This is a genomic window from Paenibacillus bouchesdurhonensis (assembly GCF_900155685.1).
Lineage (GTDB): Bacteria > Bacillota > Bacilli > Paenibacillales > Paenibacillaceae > Fontibacillus > Fontibacillus bouchesdurhonensis.
Genome location: NZ_LT732548.1, coordinates 1,947,512 through 1,970,478 on the forward strand (window position 1 = coordinate 1,947,512; position 22,967 = coordinate 1,970,478).

17 protein-coding genes are annotated in these 22,967 nt (G+C 49.0%); 15 read left to right on the forward strand and 2 right to left on the reverse strand.

All coding sequences use genetic code 11. The annotated features are described in order from the left end of the window. Positions 1–350 precede the first annotated feature (350 nt). Positions 351–6,515, forward strand: coding sequence for an S-layer homology domain-containing protein (locus CZ379_RS13025; RefSeq protein ID WP_110932013.1), 6,165 nt, complete (start codon positions 351–353; stop codon positions 6,513–6,515). A gap of 170 nt (positions 6,516–6,685) precedes the next feature. Here the strand turns inward: CZ379_RS13025 and CZ379_RS13030 are convergent, their stop codons facing one another. Continuing rightward, on the reverse strand, positions 6,686–7,525 hold the full coding sequence (locus CZ379_RS13030; protein ID WP_110932014.1) for an AraC family transcriptional regulator: 840 nt from the start codon (positions 7,523–7,525) through the stop codon (positions 6,686–6,688). 127 nt (positions 7,526–7,652) lie between these two features. On the opposite strand from CZ379_RS13030, the gene CZ379_RS13035 reads away from it, so the two are divergent. Then, positions 7,653–9,689: a beta-galactosidase gene (locus tag CZ379_RS13035; protein WP_110932015.1), complete on the forward strand. Its 2,037-nt coding sequence runs from the start codon at positions 7,653–7,655 to the stop codon at positions 9,687–9,689. A gap of 299 nt (positions 9,690–9,988) precedes the next feature. Here the strand turns inward: CZ379_RS13035 and CZ379_RS13040 are convergent, their stop codons facing one another. Continuing rightward, positions 9,989–11,062, reverse strand: a complete 1,074-nt coding sequence (locus tag CZ379_RS13040; protein WP_110932016.1) for a M42 family metallopeptidase — start codon at positions 11,060–11,062, stop codon at positions 9,989–9,991. Positions 11,063–11,327: 265 nt separating this feature from the next. Between CZ379_RS13040 and CZ379_RS26210 the strand changes: the two genes are divergently transcribed. From CZ379_RS26210 to yqeK, 13 genes are all read left to right on the forward strand, one after another. After that, entirely contained in the window at positions 11,328–11,489 is a 162-nt protein-coding gene (locus CZ379_RS26210) for a hypothetical protein (protein ID WP_199925600.1), read from the forward strand. Between the two features lie 101 nt (positions 11,490–11,590). After that, positions 11,591–12,091, forward strand: coding sequence for a stage V sporulation protein AC (spoVAC, locus tag CZ379_RS13045; RefSeq protein WP_234404902.1), 501 nt, complete (start codon positions 11,591–11,593; stop codon positions 12,089–12,091). Positions 12,092–12,093: 2 nt separating this feature from the next. Next, positions 12,094–13,116, forward strand: coding sequence for a stage V sporulation protein AD (gene spoVAD / locus CZ379_RS13050; RefSeq protein WP_110932017.1), 1,023 nt, complete (start codon positions 12,094–12,096; stop codon positions 13,114–13,116). Further along, on the forward strand, positions 13,113–13,463 hold the full coding sequence (spoVAE, locus tag CZ379_RS13055) for a stage V sporulation protein AE (protein WP_055107326.1): 351 nt from the start codon (positions 13,113–13,115) through the stop codon (positions 13,461–13,463). Before spoVAD ends, spoVAE begins: the two co-directional genes overlap by 4 nt. Positions 13,464–14,250: 787 nt before the next feature. Further along, a complete protein-coding gene (locus CZ379_RS13060; RefSeq protein ID WP_110932018.1) occupies positions 14,251–15,207 on the forward strand; it encodes an AAA family ATPase in 957 nt (318 codons plus the stop codon). A 4-nt stretch (positions 15,208–15,211) separates the two neighbouring features. Continuing rightward, positions 15,212–16,462, forward strand: coding sequence for a DUF58 domain-containing protein (locus CZ379_RS13065; RefSeq protein WP_110932019.1), 1,251 nt, complete (start codon positions 15,212–15,214; stop codon positions 16,460–16,462). Beyond that, positions 16,459–18,705, forward strand: coding sequence for a DUF4129 domain-containing transglutaminase family protein (locus tag CZ379_RS13070; protein ID WP_110932020.1), 2,247 nt, complete (start codon positions 16,459–16,461; stop codon positions 18,703–18,705). Before CZ379_RS13065 ends, CZ379_RS13070 begins: the two co-directional genes overlap by 4 nt. A gap of 130 nt (positions 18,706–18,835) precedes the next feature. Continuing rightward, positions 18,836–19,360, forward strand: coding sequence for a YqeG family HAD IIIA-type phosphatase (locus tag CZ379_RS13075; RefSeq protein WP_110932021.1), 525 nt, complete (start codon positions 18,836–18,838; stop codon positions 19,358–19,360). Next, positions 19,336–20,484, forward strand: coding sequence for a ribosome biogenesis GTPase YqeH (yqeH, locus tag CZ379_RS13080; RefSeq protein WP_110932022.1), 1,149 nt, complete (start codon positions 19,336–19,338; stop codon positions 20,482–20,484). The genes CZ379_RS13075 and yqeH overlap by 25 nt, the downstream gene beginning before the upstream one ends. A gap of 47 nt (positions 20,485–20,531) precedes the next feature. Continuing rightward, positions 20,532–21,401, forward strand: coding sequence for a shikimate dehydrogenase (gene aroE, locus CZ379_RS13085; RefSeq protein ID WP_110932023.1), 870 nt, complete (start codon positions 20,532–20,534; stop codon positions 21,399–21,401). Between the two features lie 66 nt (positions 21,402–21,467). Then, the gene (gene yhbY / locus CZ379_RS13090; RefSeq protein WP_110932024.1) at positions 21,468–21,758 is read left to right on the forward strand and encodes a ribosome assembly RNA-binding protein YhbY; all 291 of its coding nucleotides are present in this window, start codon (positions 21,468–21,470) and stop codon (positions 21,756–21,758) included. Between the two features lie 21 nt (positions 21,759–21,779). After that, positions 21,780–22,373, forward strand: coding sequence for a nicotinate-nucleotide adenylyltransferase (locus CZ379_RS13095; RefSeq protein WP_110932025.1), 594 nt, complete (start codon positions 21,780–21,782; stop codon positions 22,371–22,373). Continuing rightward, a complete protein-coding gene (gene yqeK / locus CZ379_RS13100) occupies positions 22,357–22,932 on the forward strand; it encodes a bis(5'-nucleosyl)-tetraphosphatase (symmetrical) YqeK (RefSeq protein ID WP_110932026.1) in 576 nt (191 codons plus the stop codon). The genes CZ379_RS13095 and yqeK overlap by 17 nt, the downstream gene beginning before the upstream one ends. Positions 22,933–22,967 lie beyond the last annotated feature (35 nt).

Below are 22,967 nucleotides of genomic sequence, written 5' to 3' on the forward strand. Positions count from 1 at the left end.
CGATGCGCTCAATTTATAGAAGACAGTAGGCGGTGGCTGTTTAAGCTGCTGCCTTTTTTGCTGAAAAAATTTAATCCTTGAAAACGAACCATCAGCCTATGAATAGAAGCTGCCAGTGCAAGCTGCTTAAATAACCCGCATATAAGTCTTAAAAAACTTCATTCATCCTCAGTTAAGGCGATGTTAATCTTAGAACGAGCAAAAAACAAGGATTGAGGATAAGTGCTTAAGAAACGGAGAAATTGGAATCTATGCTGAAAATACTTAGGGGAGGCGATGTTGATTCAGAATTATGACTTTTTGAAAGATAAGATGTCGGTGAATAGAAAATAGTTCCATGGAGGTGCAGTATGAAAAGCACGATTAATTTTAACAATTTGTGGAAGCGCTTACTAATGATTTGTCTTGCCGCACTAATGCTTGTACCTTATGTGACCATACAACCCGTATCCGTTTCGGCTTCGCCTGGCAGTGATTATCAGGTTGAAATTTTTGAAAGTGAGAGCAATGGCTTTACTCATCCTGGCATTGGTGTAACTAAATCTATACTTGAGAACATGAGAACCCAGGTATTAGCGAAGAAGGAGCCGTGGTACTCCTATTATCAGGCTATGACGGTATCTTCCGCGGCTTCGAAGACGGTGACTTCAAGCAATGCCAGCTCTAGCGACCCTACGAAGCCAGCCTCATATGCGTTCAATAGCCAAGGCTTCAATTCAAGGTTTATTCAGGATGGATTGAAGGCGTATACACAGACGTTAATGTATGTGGTCACGAGTGAAGAAGTTTATCGTAAAAATGCAATGGAGATTATTCGTATTTGGTCTCAGATGGATCCAGATCAGTATGAGTATTTTAATGATGCTCATATCCATACCGGTATTCCGCTGAATCGAATGGTTACCGCCGCAGAAATTTTAAGATATACCAGTTTCCAGGATGAGTCACTGGCATGGACGGAAGAGGATACCGCCAATTTTACCAATAATCTAATTAACCCAGTGATTGAAACTTTTCAGCACGATAACAACCATTTTATGAACCAGCATCTTTATCCGCTTCTCGGTTCAATGGCAGGCTATATCTTTACAGATAATAGAGAAAGATACGATGAAGCTGTTGAATGGGCGACTGTCAATAAAACGGCGCTTAACCAAGGCTTCAACGGCTCGATTAAGCGTTTATTCCGCTTAGTTGAAACGAATGAGGCGACTGGAGAAGCATTGGATTCGCCAAGAGTTCAACATGTGGAGATGGGACGAGATCAGGCTCATGGCGCAGGTGATTTAACCAACGCAGCGATTTTGGCACGGATGTTTTATGCTCAGGGAACTAAAGTAGATCCGATAGAAGGTACAGTATCCGGGGAGGATCATGCTGTAGGATACTATGAATTTTTGGATGATCGTGTGCTGAAGGCTGCAGATTACTTTTGGCAGTTTATGCTAGGGCATGATACACCGTGGACACCTGTGGCACATTCGATTTTTCCGGACGGAGAAGTTAAAGGCATCTATTATAAAATTTCCGATTTATATAAGGGTAGAACTAATACGGCTCTGTTTTGGGATATGTATTACTACTACAAGTATGTAAGAGATGTGGATGTGGCGGAGGAGGCGCCGTATTTTTATGAAGCATTTGTGAAGCGGAATCCTTCCAATTATTACTATCAGGGCAACTTTACACAGGCTTGGGAAAGCGTGGACGGCGGCGGAGATTTTTGGCTTTATATTCCGCAGGAAGCCGAGGTGGAAGGGACACGATATTTGCCTAAAGAGCAAGATGCAGCATTTGTTGAGCTTGAAGAGCGGTATACCGCTTTTGATCAGAGCACACAGGTTACGCAGGATGCAGAAGTTTCGTATGTGGAGTTTAACTCCACTTCTGAGGGAAGTAAAATTGCTGTTCATAATCTTGCTTTTGGAAATCGAGGCAGTTCAAGCCTTGTCGGAGTGAAGTTTCGAAGCAATGGTCCGGCTGTATTGGAGCTGAGCACTGGCTTCAATGCTGAGCCGTATCATACATTAACCTTGCCAGATACACAAAATGAGTGGAGATATATGACCTTTGACATGGGAATCAGCCATGTTTCATACGGTCAACTGCATGGAGATTTCAGCTTGGTTTACATGAATGTAAAAGGCGAAGGCACGACAGTGGGAATTGATCACTTCCACGTCAAGGCAGGGGAACAGCTGACTCCGCCCATTTTTAATACTGGAAAGTCGGATTTAGCCATCGATGTGTTTGTCGGAGCGCCATTGCAGTTGGACTTCTCTGCGACCGATTCTGGTTCGTCGGATGCTTTGACGTATAACATGGCTGATCTTCCGAACGGAGCTTCATTAAATGCGAATACTGGAGAATTTTTGTGGCAGCCACTGCAATCCGGAAGCTACTCTTTTGTAGTAGAAGCATTTGATGGCACTACCCTAGAGACCAAGAATGTAACGATAACGGTAGCTGTTGATCGAGCCGCAGCAGTCGAAGCGATCCGTTCTCTGTATGATCCGAATATGCTTTATGAGACAGCATCACTCCGCTATTTTAATCAGGTGTTGTCTGAGACGGAGAACCAGCTAGAGATTGCTAATGATCAACAATTCGTAGAGCAGTTGAAGTCCTTGAAGGCAGCGGCCGAAAATCTTCAATGGCTTACTCCGCTGTTGAAGGATGGAAGCATGGATTATAGCCATATTGTCACCTCTACCTTTGGAGACTCCATCTCTCTTCTTGTGGATGACAATGATAATTCGTTTCCTGTCTACTCGTTGGCGCCGGATCTTTATCATGTTGTAGACTTTGGCCCCGATTATAAGGTTACAGCAGAAGCTTTCGGGTTTGAAGGCAGAATGAATTTTGATGATCGAATGGCTGGTACAACGGTTTATGCCTCCAATGACGGAGTTAACTGGACAAGAATAACACCAGGACAAACAGCATTTACTAGTGAAATGTCGATGATCGAGGTGGCAAAGGAATATCAAAATTCTCAATTTCGTATGTTCAAAATCCAGATGATTGATCCGCAGCCAGATGTTTTGCACGGCAAGATTTCCAATATGCTGGAGTTAAGCGAGTTTAGATTTTTCGGGCTGCGTCATGAGACGAATAATCAATTAGCATCTGTAGCAATTAGCTCTGAGCAGGGTGTTAAAGGAAGAATTGTAAAAGGCGATAACGTCAAGCTAACGTTTGAAGCGAAGGAAGAAATCAGTGATGTTCGAGTCATGATCCAGGGGCTGGAAGCGGGTACTCAGACTGAGGATAATATCCACTTTACCGCTGTTGCAGCAATGGGAGACGAGGCCGCAACCGGGACGATTGCATTCTCTATCGATTATTTGACCCATGATGGAGCAGCAGGGGACACGGCATATTTTACTACCGATGGCTCCAAGCTGTTTCTTGCTGACGAGTCGGATTTGCTCAGCGATATACTGGATAGGGCTAACCTTATCGACTCTACCGCTGGCAGAGCGGCAGCGGACACTTTGAAGCAGACAGGCTATTTATTTGACAATGATATCACCACCTTCTCCGACTATCGCTTTAATGGCGGTGGAGCGGGAGGTTATATTACCTTCGATTTTAAAGAAGGGAATGTGGTTGAACTAAGCAGCATAGATCTGCTTGCCAGACAGGATCAGTACTATACGAGAATACGTGGTACGGTAGTGCAAGGCTCTAACGATAACGCGACATGGACGACAATTAGCAGCGCAGCGTCCTCCATGGAAGAGTGGCAGCAATTGAAGATTACGGAACCAGGCTCATACAGATATATTCGTTTATACAATTCCAGCGGCTGGTTCGGCAATATGGCTGAAGTTAAGCTTTATGGTTCTGTTACATCTGTGAGCAAGCTTGAAACGGTATCGATCAGCTCGGAGCAAGGCCTGCGAAACAGAATTGTCTCGGGGGACACCGTTAAATTGTTGATTCAAGCGAAAGAAGCAATCAGCGATGTGCAAGTTATGATTCAAGGGCAGGAAGCTGTAGTCAGTACGGAGGATGGTGTGAACTATACAGCAACTGCTGTTATGGAGCAAGGAGTGCCAGCAGGACTGGTGAACTTCAACATTAACTATAGGCTGCAGGATGGAAGCGACGGTTTTCCGATTACATCTACAACGGATTTCTCTTCATTGATCCTTGTAGACGAGGCGAATGCCATTGACAATGTGACAAGCATTAGTGACTTAATCGATTCTACTACAGGCAGAACAGCAGCGGACACACTGAAGCAAGTAAACAATTTGTTTGATAGCAATGCAAGCACGAATTCGGATTTCCGTGCAGGCAGCAGTTCAGGCAGTGGCAGCTATATCATTTTTGACTTCAGGGATGGCAATGCTGTTCAACTATCCACTGTTGAATTGCTGGCCAGACAGGATCAGTATTTTACGAGAATAAAAGGAACGGTAGTCCAAGGTTCCAACGATAATGCAACATGGACAAACTTAACGGTTCCAGCAGCATCAACAATGGAATGGCAAACACTTTCTATCAGCGAGAGTGCACCGTACCGTTACATTCGGATATATAACTCTGGTGCATGGTTTGGCAATATGGCAGAGCTGCGTTTGCACAAATCAGAGCCGGTAGCATTGTTGAATTTGACGATCGCGCCAGAGACCGTTTCGTTAAAGGCGGGTGATACGCAAGCGCTGAGCGTCGCAGCGAACTACTCGGATGAAACGCAAGCAGATGTCACTGCAACCGCAAGCTACAGTACGAGCGATGAGGCCGTCGCGACGGTAAGTGAAGCTGGTGTGGTCACGGCGGTAGCAACAGGTACGGCGGTGATCACCGTAACGTATGAAGGCGAGAGCGAAACGGTAGATGTAACAGTAACGTCAGCACAGGAGCCAGAACCGGAGCCAGAGCCGATAATATTGGAAGGTTTGACGATCGCTCCAGATTCCGTTTCGTTAAGGGTTGGAAGTACGCAAGCGTTAAGTGTAACAGCTAACTATTCGGACGAAACACAAGCAGATGTAACGCCAACTGCAAGCTACAGCACGAGTAATGAGGCTGTGGCGACGGTCAATGAAACTGGCGTAGTAACAGCCTTATCAGCAGGCATATCGGTAATTACGGCGACGTATGAGGGCGAGAGCGCGACGGTAGGAGTGACGGTAGCGTTAGTGCTAGAGCCGGAACCAGAGCCAGAGCCGGTAATATTGGAAGGTTTGACGATCATGCCAGATTCCGTTTCGTTAGGAGTTGGAAGTACGCAAGCGTTGAACGTCACAGCGAACTACTCAGATGAAACACAAGCAGATGTAACGCCAACAGCAAGCTACAGTACGAGCAATGAGGCCGTGGCGACGGTCAATGAAGCTGGCGTAGTGACAGCCTTATCAACAGGCATATCGGTGATTACGGCGACGTATGAGGGCGAGAGCGCGACGGTAGGAGTGACGGTAGCGTTAGTGCTAGAGCCGGAACCAGAGCCAGAGCCAGAGCCGATAACATTGGAAGGTTTAACGGTAACCCCAGAGTCAGTATTGTTAAAGGCTGGAAGGACACAAACACTGAAAGTCACAGCAAACTATTCAGATGATACGCAAGCAGAGGTTACTGCAAGCGCAAGCTACACCACAAGCAACGGGGCCGTGGCAACGGTAAGCGAAGCTGGCGTAGTGAGAGCAGTGTCAGCAGGCACAGTAACGATTACAATAACTTTTGAAGGCAAGACCGAAACGGCAGAGGTAACGGTCATAGCTAACACAAGTGGCGGCAATACAGACAGCTCGGGAGGTAGCAACACGTCACAGCCAACAGAACCTGCTGCTCCAACGGAACCAGCAGAACCAGCAGAACCAACCCAGCCAGAAACAGCAGAGCCAGAAGCAACAAAGCCAGAACCATCCAAACCAGAAGCAGCAGCGCCAGCTGAACCAACGCCAGCACGCCCTGTGTTCAATGATAAAGTTGATCAGGCTTTTGTTCGAGCAATGGTTGAACGTGGGCAAAATGCTCCTGCCGTAAGCTTCAATGACGTGTCTCGATCATCTTGGAGCGCTACAGTAATTGAGCGGGCAGCTCGTATGGGCTTCGTGCTGGGCTTTACGGATGGTACGTTTAGACCAGATGCCAGTGTTACTAGAGCAGAGTTTGCAACAATGGTAGCTAAAGCTTTTGGACTAACACCCACAAGCAATGCGTTATTCTCAGACACACAAGAGCATTGGGCAGCGAAAGAGATTGCAGCATTGAAGGAGCAGGGCATCCTTGCGGGATATAGTGATGGCACATTCCGTCCTAGTCAGCAAATTACTCGTGCGGAAATGGTAGCAATTCTTGCTCGTTTAACGAATTATGTGCCAGCAGAATCATCCCTATTCTCTGATATTGAATCTAGCTGGGCAGCAGATGCGATTGATGCGTTTGCTGTGGCTGGAATCGTGTCAGGCAAGGGAGACGGTAAATTCGCCCCTGCTGATGCAGCATCTCGCGCGGAGGCTGTTGCGTTCATTGTTCGTCTACTAGATAAGTTGAACTAACCTTATATTTCTCTGCCTTATAGGCCCTTTAATCCATGGTTCAACTTATATATATATGCTATAGTTTAAAATTCAAAAATGCATCCGCTTATTTGCAAGACTGCCCAGAAGATGGAGATCCCCGTCTTCTGGGCCCTTTTTCCTTTTTAAAAGAAAATCGTCGCAACGAATTAAGAATACACTTTGCGAAAATGCTGTGGTGTCATACCGGTATTCTTGCGAAACGTAGCGACGAAATGGCTTGGATCTCGAAATCCGGTATGCTCCGCAATCGCGGCGACCGTTAGCTCAGAGCGTCCGGCCAGCAGTTCCTTTGCCTTGTGTATGCGCATCTGCACAAAATAGGCGTATGGCGACAGTCCAAAGGCTCGCTGAAATAATTTGCTTAATTGGCGTCCCGACATCTGAGCGATTTCAGCAAAATCATCTAGTCCGACATCGCTGTCGCTGAAGCTTTCCTCCATCCATTTTAATACGGGGATTAGCCTTTCAATATTGCGGGAAGTATACATCTGATTTATTTGACCGTATTTGCTCAGCATGCCCAAAAAACGATAGGCATCGATCGACGTTTCGAGTCCGAACATATCTGTGTCTGTATCGAGTCTGGCGAGCATATGACTCAGCAGGGTAACGAATGTTGAATCGGTATCAAGGCGGTATTGCGATGAAGTCTGCACGCCAAACGAAGATATAATTTGCGCAGCCGCCTCGCCGCCAAAGGTCAAATAATAGGTGCGCCATCCTTCTCCTGGAGAGGATGCTTCGTAGCTATGGGGCAGTCCAGGAGGCAGCAGCACTCCTGTCCCTTCGGTCAGCCTGATTGTTTCGTTGGCATAGTTGAGAGTGCCCTCGCCTTCCTCAGTTTGAATCCAATGATACTTCGGATAACCGTCTGGCCGCGCGATGGGCTCCTGTTCGGGATTGTAGCCGATGCTCTCTACGCTAATCGGCAGTCCGGAAGTGCCGGACGGCGAGAATACGAAGCGGCGCATCGCTTTTGTTGTCAATCGGATCACCTGCTTAAATAGAGTTCCATATTATTATATCCCTAATCAATATTATTATATATATAGCATCAAGCAAAGAGATTACAATGATAATATAATTATATTTCATTAAAGGATGTGTATCGCATTGATTAATGATAAACTACCGAAAATTTGGTATGGCGGAGACTATAATCCAGAGCAATGGGGACCGGAAGAGTGGAGCGAGGATGACCGCATGTTTAAGCTGGCGGGCATAGATGTGGCGACGATTAACGTGTTCGCCTGGGCTCTTCTGCAGCCGGATGAGGAAACCTACGACTTTTCGACTTTAGATGCAACGATGGATCGTTTATACAATAATGGCGTGTACGTCTGCCTGGGAACCAGCACGGCGGCTCACCCAGCTTGGATGGCCAAGAAATACCCAGATGTGACGCGCGTGGATGTACAGGGTAGAAAACGCAAGTTCGGCGGCAGACATAACTCCTGTCCAAACAGCCCGACCTACCGCAAGTATTCCGCCCTTATTGCCGGGAAGCTGGCCGAGCGCTACAAGGATCATCCGGCCCTGCTCATTTGGCACGTGTCAAATGAATACGGAGGCTACTGCTATTGCGATAACTGCGCCAAAGCTTTCCGCGTATGGCTCAAGAAGCGCTACAATACGATCGAGAACTTGAACAAGGCCTGGAATACACGTTTTTGGGGACATACGTTCTATGAATGGGATGAAGTCGTTCAGCCGAGTGAACTGAGTGAAGAGTGGGATGGAAATCGCACGAATTTCCAAGGGATTTCCCTAGATTACCGCAGATTTATGTCGGACAGCTTGCTGGAGTGCTACAAGCTGGAGCATGACGAGATCAGGAAGCATACCCCGAATATTCCGATCACGACGAATCTCATGGGAACCTATCCAGAGCTGGATTATTTCAAATGGGGCAAGGAAATGGACGTCGTCTCCTGGGACAACTATCCTTCCCTGGATACGCCGATCAGCTTCACGGCGATGAGTCATGATTTGATGCGCGGACTTCGCAGCGGTCAGCCGTTCATGCTAATGGAGCAGACACCAAGCCAGCAGAACTGGCAAGCGTATAACTCGCTGAAACGCCCGGGCGTTATGCGTCTGTGGAGCTATCAAGCCGTGGCGAGAGGCGCGGACACAGTAATGTTCTTCCAATTGCGCCGCTCGGCGGGAGCCTGCGAGAAATACCATGGCGCCGTCATTGAACATGTCGGACACGAGCATACACGTGTATTCCGGGAGTGTGCCGAACTTGGACGCGAGTTGCAGCAGCTGTCCGATAAACTGATTGATGCGAGGACGCAAGCCAAGGTAGCCATCGTCTACGATTGGGAGAACCGCTGGGCTACAGAGCTGTCAAGCGGGCCGACCGTAGCTTTGAAATATGTTGACGAAGTTCATAAATATTACGACGCACTTTTCAACCTGAACATTGAAGCCGATATGGTAAGCGTGGAAGAAGATTTCAGTAAATATGATCTTGTCATTGCTCCCGTGATGTACATGGTCAAACCCGGCTTCGCGAAAAAGGCTGAGAATTTTGTCTCCAAAGGCGGAACGTTCATAACAACCTTCTTCAGCGGCATTGTTAATGAGAATGATATTGTGACGCTTGGAGGTTATCCTGGAGAACTCCGCTCCCTGCTGGGCATTTGGGCCGAGGAGATTGATGCTCTGTTCCCGGATCAGAAGAACAGAATTGTTATGAAGCAGCCATGGGGAGAACTGCAAGGCGAGTATGATTGCGGTCTGCTCTGTGACCTGATTCATTCCGAAGGCGCGGAAGTTCTGGCCGAATACGGCGATGATTTCTATCAGGGCATGCCAGTGCTCACGAAGAATCAATTTGGCTCCGGTCAAGCTTATTATGTGGCCAGCAGCCCGGAAAAATCCTTCCTGCAGGGCTTCCTGTCCAATCTGTGCGCGGAGAAAGGGATTAAGCCTCTGGTCTCGGCTGGAGAGGGCGTAGAGTCTGCTCGCCGCGTAAAGAACGGGAATGCGTATCTATTCTTGCTCAACCATAATGCAAGCCCGGCAGAGGTGCAAATCGGTGAAGCCGAGCAGAAGGATCTTCTTACGAACGAGACGGTTAAAGGTACAGTTACAGTGCCGGCTCGCGGCGTAATGATCTTAGAGAGTGCTTATCAATCATAAATAACGGTGTCCGAAAAGGAACGTGCGGAGCTGTATGACTTATATCTCGCGCTCATTATGTATATTGAATGTGCATATCGACAGTACGCCGACCGGAATCATCAACAGTGGGCGTTCGAGCAATTACAGAATTGCTTGTCAAAGCTTCAGCGTTAAAATGTAAAGGCGACATGTGGAGAGCGGGCACACACCCTGCGTCTGTGACTCTGAATCAATTAGTCGGCGGAAGCCTAGCATATAGAAAAGTATCCAAAGGAAAGGCGCTTGCTCCATGGCAAGCGCCTGTTCAACTTATATCATCAGCTGTTTTCGAGAATCGTGTTCAACGTGCTGCGGTCTAGCCCTTGAACGAGCTTGATTAGCAGCTCTTTCGCTGCTGCGTAGTCGTCCGTATGAATGATCGAAGAGGAGGTATGGATATAGCGGGAGCATATGCCGATGACAGCGGATGGAACGCCAATGCCGCTTAAATGCACCTGCCCTGCGTCGGTGCCTCCTGGCGAGACGAAATATTGGTATTTGATGCGGTTCGTATCCGCCATGTCCTGCACATATTCGAGCAGGCCCCGGTGCGTTAGCATGGTCGGATCGTAAATACGCAGCAGTGTTCCCCCGCCGAGCTTGCCGAAAGCCCGCTTATCTCCGGTCATATCGTTTGCGGCACTGGCATCCAGGGCGAAGAAAATATCCGGCTGAATCAGATTGGCAGCCGTTCTAGCGCCGCGCAATCCTAGCTCCTCCTGTACGTTAGCTCCACAATATAGAGTGTTCGGGAGTTTCTTATCGTGCACCGCTTGCATCAGCTCAATGGCCAGCCCGACTCCATAGCGATTGTCCCAGGCTTTCGCCATGATTTTCTTCGGATTGGCCATTGGGGTAAATTCGCAAATTGGGACAATTTGCTGGCCTGGCCGAATGCCAAAGGATTCCGCTTCAGCGCGATCATCCGCTCCGATGTCGAGATACATCGTTTTAAGATCTACGGGCTTGTTGCGCGTGGCTTCATCCAATAGATGCGGCGGGGTAGACCCGACTACGCCGATAATCGTCCGTTCGGAGGTAATAATCTGCAGGCGCTGAGCCAACACCGCTTGGCTCCACCAGCCTCCGAGCGGTTGAAACGTGATCATGCCGCTGTCTGTAATGCCGGTGACCATGAACCCCACCTCGTCCATATGAGCGGCTACCATGATTTTAGGGCCCTGCTCATCTCCGCGAATAACACCGAACAGGCTGCCTAGCCGATCCTGTACAAATTCCTCCGTATATGCTGATAGCTTCTCCTTCAATAAAGCCCGAAGATTTTTTTCGAATCCTGGAGCTGCTGGAAATTCAGTTAATTGTTTGAATAGCGATCGTGTTTGTTCGTTCATCTTCTGTGTCTCTCCTTCCGTCTATATTTAGTATGAACCAGCTTTTCTGGATTGTCTATGCACCCTCACTTTTGGCAATGCATATATTGCATGAGAGCATGCTGGGAGTCATAGGGAGGCAAATGCGATGGAACGATATTCGAAGGACTGGCTATTGATTTGCTTATTGTTCATTTTGCTCGTTATTGTGCTTCAATATTTGTAGGATTCGCCAAGAAAACGATCACGGCATCGTAATCTCCTTGGTCAAAACGGCTGTAGGCGAATGCGAATAGGGAAACAGTTTCTACAGCCGGGTAAACATGCTGAAATATCGATCGGGGTTAGAGCCGCGTCCAACGGACGCGGCTCTTGGCGCTCGGCTCTTGGTACTCTGGAGCTTGATGCTCTGGAGTACTTGACGATATGGATGATTTACCAAACATAACAAGCGTTGATCTGGCGAATAATATGCGGCAAAGAATGAATTAACACGACAAATGGCTGTTTTTTTATATGATGCATAAATGTAGAAAGGAGGAATGGCGATTGCCTGCCAAGAGCAAATCTGGATCTAGAGTTAAGCTTAATTCCTTATCGATGAATGAGCAGGAGTACAAAGAGCTAGCCAAGCAGCACAGACCGAAGACGAATATCGTCGGAAACTGTCTCAAGGCCTTCCTAGTAGGCGGCACAATCTGCTTGATCGGCCAGTGCATTCAACAATTGTTCATGACATTTACCAAAATGACGTCCCAGGAGGCAAGCAGCCCTACTGTTGCCGTATTAATCATTATTTCCGTCGTTCTGACCTCGCTGGGGGTATACGATAAAATCGGACAATGGGCGGGAGCCGGGTCGGCGGTGCCTGTTACGGGCTTTGCGAACTCGATGTGCTCGTCGGCCATTGAATCTAAGGCGGAAGGAATCGTACTTGGTGTCGGCGCCAATATGTTCAAGTTGGCAGGTTCGGTTATTGTGTTCGGCGTAGTGGCTGCGTTTGCTGTAGGTGTCGTGCATGTCATTTTTGGATTGGGGGGCGTGCATTAGCAATGTTAATCGGCTCGCAAACCTGGAGGTTCGACTCTAAACCTGTCATCATCGGCGCGTCTGCAGTCGTTGGCCCTGAAGAAGGAGCTGGCCCGCTGTCGGCTGATTTCGACTTCAGCTATGACAATCTTGAAATTGACGAGAAAACGTGGGAGAAGGCTGAGCGCAAGCTGCTGGAGCACGCCTCCGCTCTAGCGCTTGTTCATGCCGGGATTTCCAGGGACGAGCTGCAGTTTTTTATCGGCGGGGACTTGATGAATCAAATCATTAGCACCACATTTGCAGCGAGAAAGATCGCGGTTCCTTATCTTGGCGTATTCGGAGCCTGCTCCACCTCTATGGAAAGCCTTGCCCTGGCTGCGCTTATTGTCGATTCAGGAGGGGCACAGTACGCGATGGCTGGAACCGCCAGCCATAACTGCACAGCGGAGAAACAGTTTCGTTATCCGACCGAATACGGCTCGCAGAAGCCGCCGACTGCACAATATACGATTACGGGCGCGGGTTGTGCCGTCGTATCTGCACAAGGCTCGGGGCCGAGAATCACCCATGCAACGATCGGAAAAATTCAGGATCTCGGCGTGAAAGACCCCTTTAACATGGGAGAAGCCATGGCTCCGGCTGCGGCAGATACGATCGTAGCCCATTTTCGCGATACCGGCCTTACCCCGTCTGATTACGATTTGATCGTTACAGGGGATCTGGCTTCCGTCGGACATGCCATTGTCAAGGATATGCTGAGCAAAGACGGACTATCCCTGGCTGGAACGGAATTTAACGACTGCGGCCTTATGATTTATGACCGGGAGAAGCAGCCTTATGTCTTGGCTGGAGGCAGCGGGTGCGGATGTTCTGCAGTAGTCGCTTACGGACATATTCTGAAAAAATTAAAGCAACGAGAGCTGAGCCGCGTGCTCGTTATTGCGACAGGAGCCTTATTGTCTCCCTTGTCTTATCAGCAGGGGGAGAGCATCCCCTGTATCGCACATGCGGTCGCTCTGGAAATGGAGGAAAGCGAAAAATGATATTTCTGTGGGCGTTTATCGTCGGAGGATTGTTCTGCGTCGTCGGACAATTAATGTTCGACGTGCTTAAGCTGACTCCGGCTCATACGATGAGTACATTAGTTGTGGTGGGTGCCGTTATGGATGCGTTTGGTTGGTATGATCCACTCGTTAAATTCGCAGGGGCAGGCGCCTCTGTTCCGATTACAAGCTTTGGAAATTCGCTCGTTCACGGCGCTTTGACCGAGCTGCAGAAGGATGGCTGGATCGGGGTTATTACCGGGATCTTTGAAGTCACCAGTGCCGGTATATCGGCAGCGATAATATTCTCATTCCTCGCAGCTCTTGTCGTTCGTCCAAGAGGATAAATTGTTAAGCAATTACAGCATTACCCTTGAAGTACTCCAGTTTGTGAGTGGTACACCCCGAAAGTCAGAGTAAAATCTAACTTTCGGGGGTATTTTTATAAAGGGGATTTGTAAATGCAACTTGCAGGAAATAGACATGGTGCAGGAAATATTGCATGAAATATCGTACGTGCAAGAAATATCGAAACGTACATGTGCGAAAGCTAATAACTGGATTTCATGTATTTAAATGATGCGATATATCACCGAACAAGCAATTAACTGGATTCGTTGTATTTATAAAGAAGCAATAGTATGAGTAACGGTGAAAATTAGACACTTGATGCACGGAATCCCTATTCTTCGGAAACTTTGCCCAGAGATTCAAATAGGTGCATGGAATCCATTTATATATCAGATTCGCATCCTTTTTCCGGCAAAGTTGTGTGTGAAGAGCAACAATGTGTATATATGCTTTACGGGTTGGTGAAAAATTACAACCAACAAACGCGCATACAGTAGGCACGGGGTTGCATACAACCAACAAATGTGCATACAGTCGCATGTGTAATCCATGGGCTGCTTCTATGCTCACTGCCAACTGTGTTCCAGCGGCCGACCGCGAATCCTGCCAGTCGCTGTATTTTGCGCGTTGACTGGCAGGCTGTCCACCGCTAGCCTAAAAAATCAAAACTTTAGAGCGACGCCGCGAGGCGTTTTTCTTATGTAGGCAGAGTGTACTTCCCCTCCCTGATTCATGTACAATAAGTATAAGTGTGACGAATTATGTCTGGGGAGGGAATTATTGATGCCCGTAAGAGAGCAATCGATACAAACGATGTCTGCTGTCCGAGCGAACCTAGAATCTTGCATATTGGGGAAAGAGTTCGAAATAACCCTTCTTCTCACTGCTCTTCTTGCTGGAGGCCATGTATTAATAGAGGATGTGCCTGGAACAGGGAAAACACAGCTGATTAAAGCGATGGCGAGATCTATGAGCGGAGACTATCGACGCATCCAGTGTAATCCTGACATTTTGCCGAGTGATATTACCGGTGTGTCCGTATTCCATCCGCATGAAGAACGTTTTGTATTTCGACCGGGACCGGTCATGACGAATATTTTGCTTGCGGACGAAATAAATCGAGCGACGACGAAGACGCAATCAGCCTTGCTTGAAGTGATGGAGGAACGCAGTGTAACTGCGGATGGACATACATATGAGCTCCCGCATCCATTTATGCTCTGTGCCACGCAAAATCCGATCGACTTCGAGGGAACCTACATGCTTCCGGAAGCTCAGCTTGACCGTTTTATGATGAAAATAGCGATGGGTTACCCGGATGCGGCGACGGAAAAAGCCATGCTGCAGTACCATACCAAAGGCCAGCCGGTCGATCAGCTTCAAGCGGTAACCACCATGGATGAAATCGCCGCTATTCAAGAAGAGATTCGCGATGTTTATCTGAGCGATGCCTTAAGTGATTATTTACTTAACATCGTACGCCGCACCCGGGAACATGATGCCGTCATCCTTGGGGCCAGTCCGCGGGCTACGCTTGCTTTTGTGATGGCGGTCAAAGCGTATGCCTTCCTGCATGAGCGGGATTACGTCATTCCCGATGATATCAAGATGCTAGCCACTTATGTATTGGGGCACCGGATTTTGCTTCGTCCGGAGGCTCGTCTTGGCAGCATGAGCTCCCAGCAGGTGCTTCAGCAAATTATTAATCAGGCGCATGTGCCCGTATCGTCGGTAGGTTAATACGATGCGCGCCCTGCTTAATACGTGGAAATCAGGCTTGCGTTCATGGAAGCTTTGGAGAGTGGCCTCATTATGGCTTATTTGTTTGCTCTATTTATTATTCCAAGGCGGGAAAACTTCATTTATGCTGTTCGCGATGGTTACCCTTCTTGTATGTTATTGGCTCCTTAGCGGCCTCGGTGGAATAAGGCAAGTCAAGGGAAGCAGAACCATGATGTCGCTGGAGGGAGAGCAGTTTCTGCTGCAGGCAGGGGAACAGGCGCAGATCAAGCTTCATCTGCGGCTTCCGCGGCTGATGCCACTGCCTTACATTATCGTTCGTGAGGTCATGAAACGTCATAACGGAGATTCTTGGGCCTTCGAGGATAGCGTCGTTCCTCAGGTGCGCGGCGAAGCGGTGCTCGTATATAACACCCCGCCGCTAGAACGGGGGAAATACGAATTTGTCGGTACGGAATGTACATCTGAGGATATTTTTGGATTAATGGAGCATCGAGGAACATTTCAGGCCAATGGACAATTTCGCGTGCTCCCAAGAACCGTATTTATCCCGAATTGGCAGCTCTATAGCCGAAATTCAAGACTGCCTGGACCGGAGACGGCCATATCCAATTCCCGCCGCGAAACAACGCAAATTAACGGGGTGCGCGATTACGTATATGGCGACCGGATCTCAAGAATTCATTGGAATGCTACAGCCAGGACTGGAACGTGGAAATCGAAGGAATTTGAGCATGAGTCCCTACCGAAGACCGTACTAGTCCTGGATGCGCACAAGATTGGCTACGCTAGTACGCAGCAGCTTGAATTAGCGGTATCCGTCACCGCCTCTTTACTGGAGTACGGGTCTCGGGAAAGGATCAGTATGGGGCTATGCACGCTGGGGAAAGAGCTTTGCAGATTTGCGCCAGCCGAAGGGTATATCGAGCGTCAGCAAATGATTCACCATTTGGTAGATATCGATGCGGACGGTTACGGGAGCCATAAACGCAGGCTGGAGGAGATACGTGAATTTTTCCCGGCAGGCTCTTTCTTTATATTGATCAGCCCGCTGGCGGATGAAACAGCGATGAGTATACTGAACTGGGCAAAGACCAGGCAGATGACGCCCTATCAAATCGAGATCGGGGCTTCGTCTCAAAGGGAAGCAACACGGTCGCATTGGCAGTCGGCCCTGCACAACCGGGGAATAAAAGCCGTTCATGTCGCCTCATTGCAGGATTTTCCCGCCGTGATGGGGGGAGGGCTGGCATGAACAGATCGATTAAGCAGGCTGAGCCGACATGGTACAGACTCTCCGTTATTGTTTGGATGATGATTATTGCCCTGCAGTGGATTGATTATACGGAGCCGATTTGGTTCCAGGAGACGACAGTTCTGGTGACGGCTACGTTGATTGCCGTTGCCTTATGCGAAGCCTTGCTGCATTTCCGACCATGGCTCAACTGGACGATCAAGGCTCTTGCTGCCGCAGTCATTCTTAGAATTGTTTTGGGCACTTATATTTATTATCCTTACGGCCCGATATTTCCGGATCAGGCTCGTCAATTATTAGCGTATGCATCGCCTTACATTTGGTTTTCCTTGGCCGCTTGGGGATTGTTCGATTTGTTGATCCGATTGCTGACCGACAGGGCCAGAGTCATGATTTTCCTGAGCTTCAATTTGCTCGCGTTCACGATACTGGACTCTTTTACTTCCTATTATCTATGGGGAAATGTGGCATGGCTCGTATTTGCCGGTCTTGGCTGGCTCGTGTGTCTCCACTTTCGCAAGTTTCAGTTGAAATATCCCCATGGGTGGGTGAAACTGCGCAAGGAACCGCTTAAAATTACGCTGAATATCGTAGTTATATTTGCTTCGGTGCTCCTGATCGGTGTCAGTATGCCTTCAGTATCACCTACTTTAACCGACCCGTACTCCGCCTGGAAAAAAAGAACCACTCCCGTGCAGGCTCCCGGGCCGGGAGCTATTTCGCCAAGCGAGGTAAGCGAAATTACGACACCGAAATCTCCGGAAGAGGTCTTGTCCGGTTACAGCCGAGACGATACCCGTTTAGGAGACGGGTTTGACTTCAGTTACAGCCCTGTCATGAATGTTACTTCGGATGTCCGCTCTTATTGGCGGGGGGAAACGCGCCGGATCTATACTGGTGCAGGCTGGGCTGACCTAAGCAAGGAAGGCCGGGATACGCATTTTTACGCGGGAGGAGCCCAGAGCGAACCATTGGTTAATCGCGAAGCGGGCAAGATACAGAACCGCAAGGTAGAGCAGATCGTGACGATGCAGACGGATCGTGCCTATCCAGTTCTGTTCGGGGGTTACTCCATCAGCAGTGTTGAGGTGCTGGATGTGGAAGAAGACGTACGGCCGCGCATGAACTGGGCAAGCGAGGAAGCGGAGCTCCATTGGAACGGCTTCCGTGGAGCTGAGCTGGGCTATAATTATCCGAAGCGGTACAAGGTCGTTGCTGAGATTCCGATCATTCCAGTGGAAGAATTAAGGCTAGCTGCCTATGACACGCTATATCCCTCCCGCCGCGTAGATAGCAAATACTTGCAAATCCCGTCGGGGTTTCCGGAAAGAGTGCGCAACCTGGCGGAGGAGGTAACAGCGGAGGGAAGCACTCCCTATGAGAAAATGGAGCTTCTGCAGGCGTATTTGAGGCAAAATTTCGAGTATACGAATAAGCCGGATCTGTCCCGAAAACAAAGCGATGATTTCGTCGATAGCTTTTTGTTCGAAATTAAACAGGGCTATTGCGATTACTATTCTACCTCTATGGTGATGATGGCTCGTTCATTGCAAATCCCCGCCAGATGGGTAAAAGGCTATGCACCGGGCAGCATGCCCAGCATCGAAACGCTTCAGCGTTTTCCGGAAATGGATAGCGGTTATAGAGTAAGCAACTCCGATGCTCATTCCTGGGCAGAACTGTACTTCGGCGAAGAGTATGGATGGATTCCGTTTGAAGCGACTCCAGGCTTCGATTCGGCGCTGCTGACGCCGGAAGAGGAAAGCACGGAGACATGGGCGGAGGAGTTGGAAGAGCAGGACGAGAGCAGCGAGGAAACATCCAGCATATTGGATGATGTTGATCCACGAACGCTGCGCTGGGTTTTTGGCGTATCGATTACTGTTCTTGCCTTGTCTGTTATTTATCTTTTTCGTTCAGAGCTGCACCTAGCGCTATTACGAATCCGTCTTGGGCGCAGTTTAACCTTAGGGGAGAAAATTTCCTTTGAAGTGCTCGGCGCGGTGCGGAAATTAAGACGTCATGGACTCTACAGAGAAGAGCATGAGACGATGAGGGAATCGTTCAGCCGCTGGGAAGTAAAGCAGCCGGAATTGTCGCACTTGCTTCGTCCTCTACTGGTTAGCTTCGAGAAAGCCAATTACAGCCCGGAAACCGTCAAGCCGGAAGATTGGCAGGGAGTAAAGGAGCTTTCCCGCAAACTATACAAAGCGGTGCGAGCTAGAAGGAATTCGAGGTTATAACAAGGAATTGTATCTTCTTCCGAAATGTCCCCGGGTGCGCTTGCAACGGGGGCGTTTTCTTTTTTAAAATATAAGGAAGTCGGGGGAAGATTGTGGTATAGTTTGTCGTATGAAACCGAGGTGAATGTATTTGTTTGAAAGATTTTTGCCGAAGCTTAGAGTAAACAGTGTTTTTGATATCGACTTGGAGAGTCTTTACGCGCAAGGGTACCGGGGAATCATTACAGACTTGGATAATACCCTCGTTGGAGCAAAGGCTCCATTAGCGACGCCCGAGCTCGTGGAATGGTTTGAAAAAGTGAAGAAATTCGGGTTTAAACTTGTCATTGTGTCAAACAATAATCTGGACAGGGTATCGAGGTTCGCTACCCCTTTGAATATTGAATTTGTGCATGCGGCGAGAAAGCCGTTAGGCGCTCCCTTCCATAGAGCACTAAGCATGATGGGACTAGCCCCTAAGGAGGCTATCGTTGTCGGCGATCAGTTGATGACCGATGTGTACGGGGGCAACCGTCTGGGGCTGTACACTGTACTGGTGCTGCCGATTGCCGTTACCGAAGAAGGCTTCGGTACCAGGTTTAACCGCCGGCTGGAACGAATCGTCAAGCGTCGGCTTCATAAGAGCGGATTATGGCTGGAGGAGGAAAGAAAGTGAGAGAGGAACAGGGCGTGTTAAACGCCGAACGCTGCAGCGGCTGCGGCATCAAACTGCAGAGTGAGCATAAGGATCAGCCGGGATACATTCCGGCGCAGGCGATCCAGAAAGAAATCGTGATTTGCCAGCGCTGCTTCCGGATCAAAAATTATAACGAATCCTCTTCTATTACAGTGGAGCAGGATGAGTTCTTGAGATTGCTGAGTCAAATCGGTGGCAAAGAGGCGCTGGTCATTCATATCGTGGATATTTTCGATTTTCAGGGCAGCATCATTTCCGGCTTGCAGCGGTTTGTGGGCAACAATCCCGTACTGTTGGCGGTGAATAAAATCGATCTGTTGCCGAAAGTGACCAACTGGAATAAAGTCCGAAACTGGGTGCAGAAGGAAGCGAAAGAAGCCGGCATCAAGGTAGAGGACATCATTCTGTGCAGCGCGAAGCAGAGCAGCGGGTTTGACCGGCTGCTGGATGCCGTAGCAGAGTACCGCGGCAATCGCGATGTATATGTGGTTGGCGCGACCAATGTAGGAAAGTCGACATTGATCAATCGGCTTATTCGCGATTACAGCGATTTGGATCAGGAGCTGACGGTTTCGCGTTATCCGGGAACAACGCTGGATATGGTACATATTCCATTGGATGATGGTCACTCTATCATAGATACGCCGGGAATTATGTACCCATCCCGTTACAGCGAGCTTGTGAGTCCGGAGGATTTAGGCGCGATACTGCCTGACAAGCCGCTTAAACCTGCCGTATATCAGTTGAATGAAGGGCAGAGCTTGTTTTTTGGCGGCTTTGGACGTTTTGACTTCATTCAAGGTGAACGTCAATCCTTCACTTGCTTCGTGAGCGGGCGAGCTCCGATTCATCGGACGAAACTGGAGAAAGCGGATGAGCTGTTCGAGACGCATGGCGGCGAGCTTTTGTCCCCGCCTGCTCGCGAAAATCTGCACAAGCTGCCAGCGTGGACGCGGCATGAATTTCGAATTCCAAAGAACAGCCGCTTAGATGTATTCATCTCAGGATTAGGCTGGATCAAAATCAATGGAGAGACGGGGGCTGTTGTTGCTGCCCATGCTCCAAAAGGCATCAAGGTCATGGTTCGTCCTTCGTTGATTTGACGCGAGTACGGGCGTGCGGAGGTTTGGATAAGGAGGTTGATTCAATAATGGGTAATGAGATGAAGGGGCGTGGCGAGCTGCCGTTGCTGTTTGGCGTCATGGGAGATCCGATAACCCAGACGAAATCTCCAGCCATGCATACTGCGGCGCTCCAGGCTGCAGGCCTCGAAGGCACCTATGTGCCGCTTCATGTGAAGAAGGAGCAGCTTGCGGATGCAATTAAGGGCATTGCTGCTCTAGGTTACCGCGGCGTCAATGTGACTGTGCCTCATAAAGTGGATGTCATGAATTATGTGGATGTAATTGATGAAGCGGCGAAGCAGATCGGCGCCGTCAACACCATCGTTAATGATGGCGGTATTCTTACCGGCTACAACACGGATGGGATCGGCTACATTCGGTCACTTAAGGAAGAAGCCGCCCCTGATTTGTCCGGCAAGCATGTGCTTGTTATTGGCTGTGGCGGGGCAGCGAGGGGCATTGTCTATGCATTGTTGCAGGAGAAGCCGGGGAAAGTAATCATCGCTAACCGCACGAGACAAAAGGCTCAGGAGCTTGCGGATGAATGGGTTCATTTGGGAGCTGTCAGCGCGTGCGGCATGGAGGAGCTGGCTGATACGATTCAGAAGAACCATATTGACATCGTCATTAATACGACCTCCGTTGGAATGTATCCAAATGCGGGCGAGCTGCCGATGCCAACCGAGCTTCTTATGCCTCATATGGTTGTGAGCGATCTGATCTATAATCCGCTAAAGACCGAGCTGCTGAGCAGGGCGGAGTCGATCGGCTGCCGCATTCATAACGGACTAGGCATGTTCGTGTATCAAGGCGCTTACGCCTTCGAATATTGGACGGGCCGTCCTGCACCAATTGAGGCGATGCGCACGGTTGTTTTAAACAGTTTACAGGTATGATGATTATTTTTATATCACTTATTTTAAATAGGCAGTACATTTGAATGCTAAGGGGTTTTGTATTTAATGCTTACGGGAAAACAAAAACGCTATCTGCGCAGCTTGGCGCACCATCTACAGCCGATTTTTCAAGTCGGGAAAGGCGGTACGAACGATCAGGTCATTCGCCATATTTCCGAAGCGCTGGAACGCCGTGAATTAATCAAGGTTTCGATTCTGAACAACAATCTGGACGACCCGCAGGAAATCGCCGCTGAGCTGGCTGAAGGTGCAAATGCAGAGCTAGTGCAGCTTATCGGCAGAACGATCGTGCTGTACAAGGAATCGCGGGATTATAAACAAATCGAGCTGCCTTAAGCTGAGCCTGGAGGGATAGGAATGAAGAAGGTCGGCATTATGGGAGGCGCATTTGATCCGATCCATCTCGGGCATCTGCTGGCTGCCGAAAGAGCCCGCGAGCAGTTCGATCTGGAGGAGATATGGTTCATGCCTTCGAATACGCCTCCTCATAAGCATCAATCCGGCGTCAGCGGAGAGCAGCGTCTTGCTATGGTGACCGAAGCGATCCGCAGCAATCCGGCGTTTAAGCCGCTGGACATCGAACTGCGCCGGGGCGGCGTTTCTTACACCGTTGACACGATCAAGGAGCTCCGGAAGCAGCATACCGATTTGGAGTTCTATTTCATTATAGGCGCGGATATGGTCAACTATCTTCCGAAGTGGGAAGGCATTGACGAACTGACAGAAATGTTGAATTTCATCGGTCTGCAGCGCCCGGGGAGCTTTTTGGAGCTAGATACATTACCGCCGTTCATACAAGATGCCGTTCATTTGGCGGAAATGCCTCTGGTCGATATTTCGTCCAGCATGATTCGGAGTCGTCTGATCGCAGGTCATTCCATCAGATATATGGTGCCGGATTCGGTGTATGATTATATGACGAGGAGCGGATTGTATGGACTTCACTCGTGAAGAATTAATGACTGCGGTATCCGGTCAAATGCCTGAGCGACGTTGGGGACATACGTTAGGTGTGATGGAATCCGCGGTTGCGCTCGCTCACCGCTACGACGAAGATCCGCAGCGGGCCGATTTAGCGGCGCTGCTGCATGATGTGGCTAAATATTGGCCGATCGATCAGCAAGAGGCCGTGATTCGCGATCATCAGCTCAATATGGAGCTGCTTGATTACGATAAACAGCTTCTTCACGCAGAGGTAGGCGCTTTTGTAGCGAAGGAGAAGTACGGAGTACAGGATTCCGGCGTGCTGGATGCGATTCGCTATCATACGTCGGGACGCATCGGGATGACTAAGCTGGACAAAATCATTTGCCTTGCCGACTACATTGAGCCGGGACGGGATTTTCCGGGCGTGGATCGCATTCGCGAGCTCGCTGAGCACAATCTGGAGGAGGCGCTCGTAGCAGGGCTGGATTCGACGATATCCTTCCTGATCGAGAAACGGAAGCGTATTTTTCCGATGACCGTATTGGCGCGTAATGATTTGATTGGGCAAATAAGCCGTAAATAAATCACCTATACAACAATAATTCGGGAGGTTCGTAT

Bases quoted from the DNA above. Each gene is read 5' to 3' on its own strand.
- spoVAD (WP_110932017.1), top strand. From the start codon at position 12,094: ATGTTAATCGGCTCGCAAACCTGGAGGTTCGACTCTAAACCTGTCATC.
- aroE (WP_110932023.1), top strand. From the start codon at position 20,532: ATGGGTAATGAGATGAAGGGGCGTGGCGAGCTGCCGTTGCTGTTTGGC.
- CZ379_RS26210 (WP_199925600.1), top strand. From the start codon at position 11,328: ATGCGAATAGGGAAACAGTTTCTACAGCCGGGTAAACATGCTGAAATA.
- CZ379_RS13060 (WP_110932018.1), top strand. From the start codon at position 14,251: ATGCCCGTAAGAGAGCAATCGATACAAACGATGTCTGCTGTCCGAGCG.
- yqeH (WP_110932022.1), top strand. From the start codon at position 19,336: ATGGCTGGAGGAGGAAAGAAAGTGAGAGAGGAACAGGGCGTGTTAAAC.
- CZ379_RS13040 (WP_110932016.1), bottom strand. From the start codon at position 11,062: ATGAACGAACAAACACGATCGCTATTCAAACAATTAACTGAATTTCCA.
- CZ379_RS13025 (WP_110932013.1), top strand. From the start codon at position 351: ATGAAAAGCACGATTAATTTTAACAATTTGTGGAAGCGCTTACTAATG.
- yhbY (WP_110932024.1), top strand. From the start codon at position 21,468: ATGCTTACGGGAAAACAAAAACGCTATCTGCGCAGCTTGGCGCACCAT.
- yqeK (WP_110932026.1), top strand. From the start codon at position 22,357: ATGGACTTCACTCGTGAAGAATTAATGACTGCGGTATCCGGTCAAATG.
- spoVAE (WP_055107326.1), top strand. From the start codon at position 13,113: ATGATATTTCTGTGGGCGTTTATCGTCGGAGGATTGTTCTGCGTCGTC.
- CZ379_RS13070 (WP_110932020.1), top strand. From the start codon at position 16,459: ATGAACAGATCGATTAAGCAGGCTGAGCCGACATGGTACAGACTCTCC.
- CZ379_RS13095 (WP_110932025.1), top strand. From the start codon at position 21,780: ATGAAGAAGGTCGGCATTATGGGAGGCGCATTTGATCCGATCCATCTC.
- CZ379_RS13065 (WP_110932019.1), top strand. From the start codon at position 15,212: ATGCGCGCCCTGCTTAATACGTGGAAATCAGGCTTGCGTTCATGGAAG.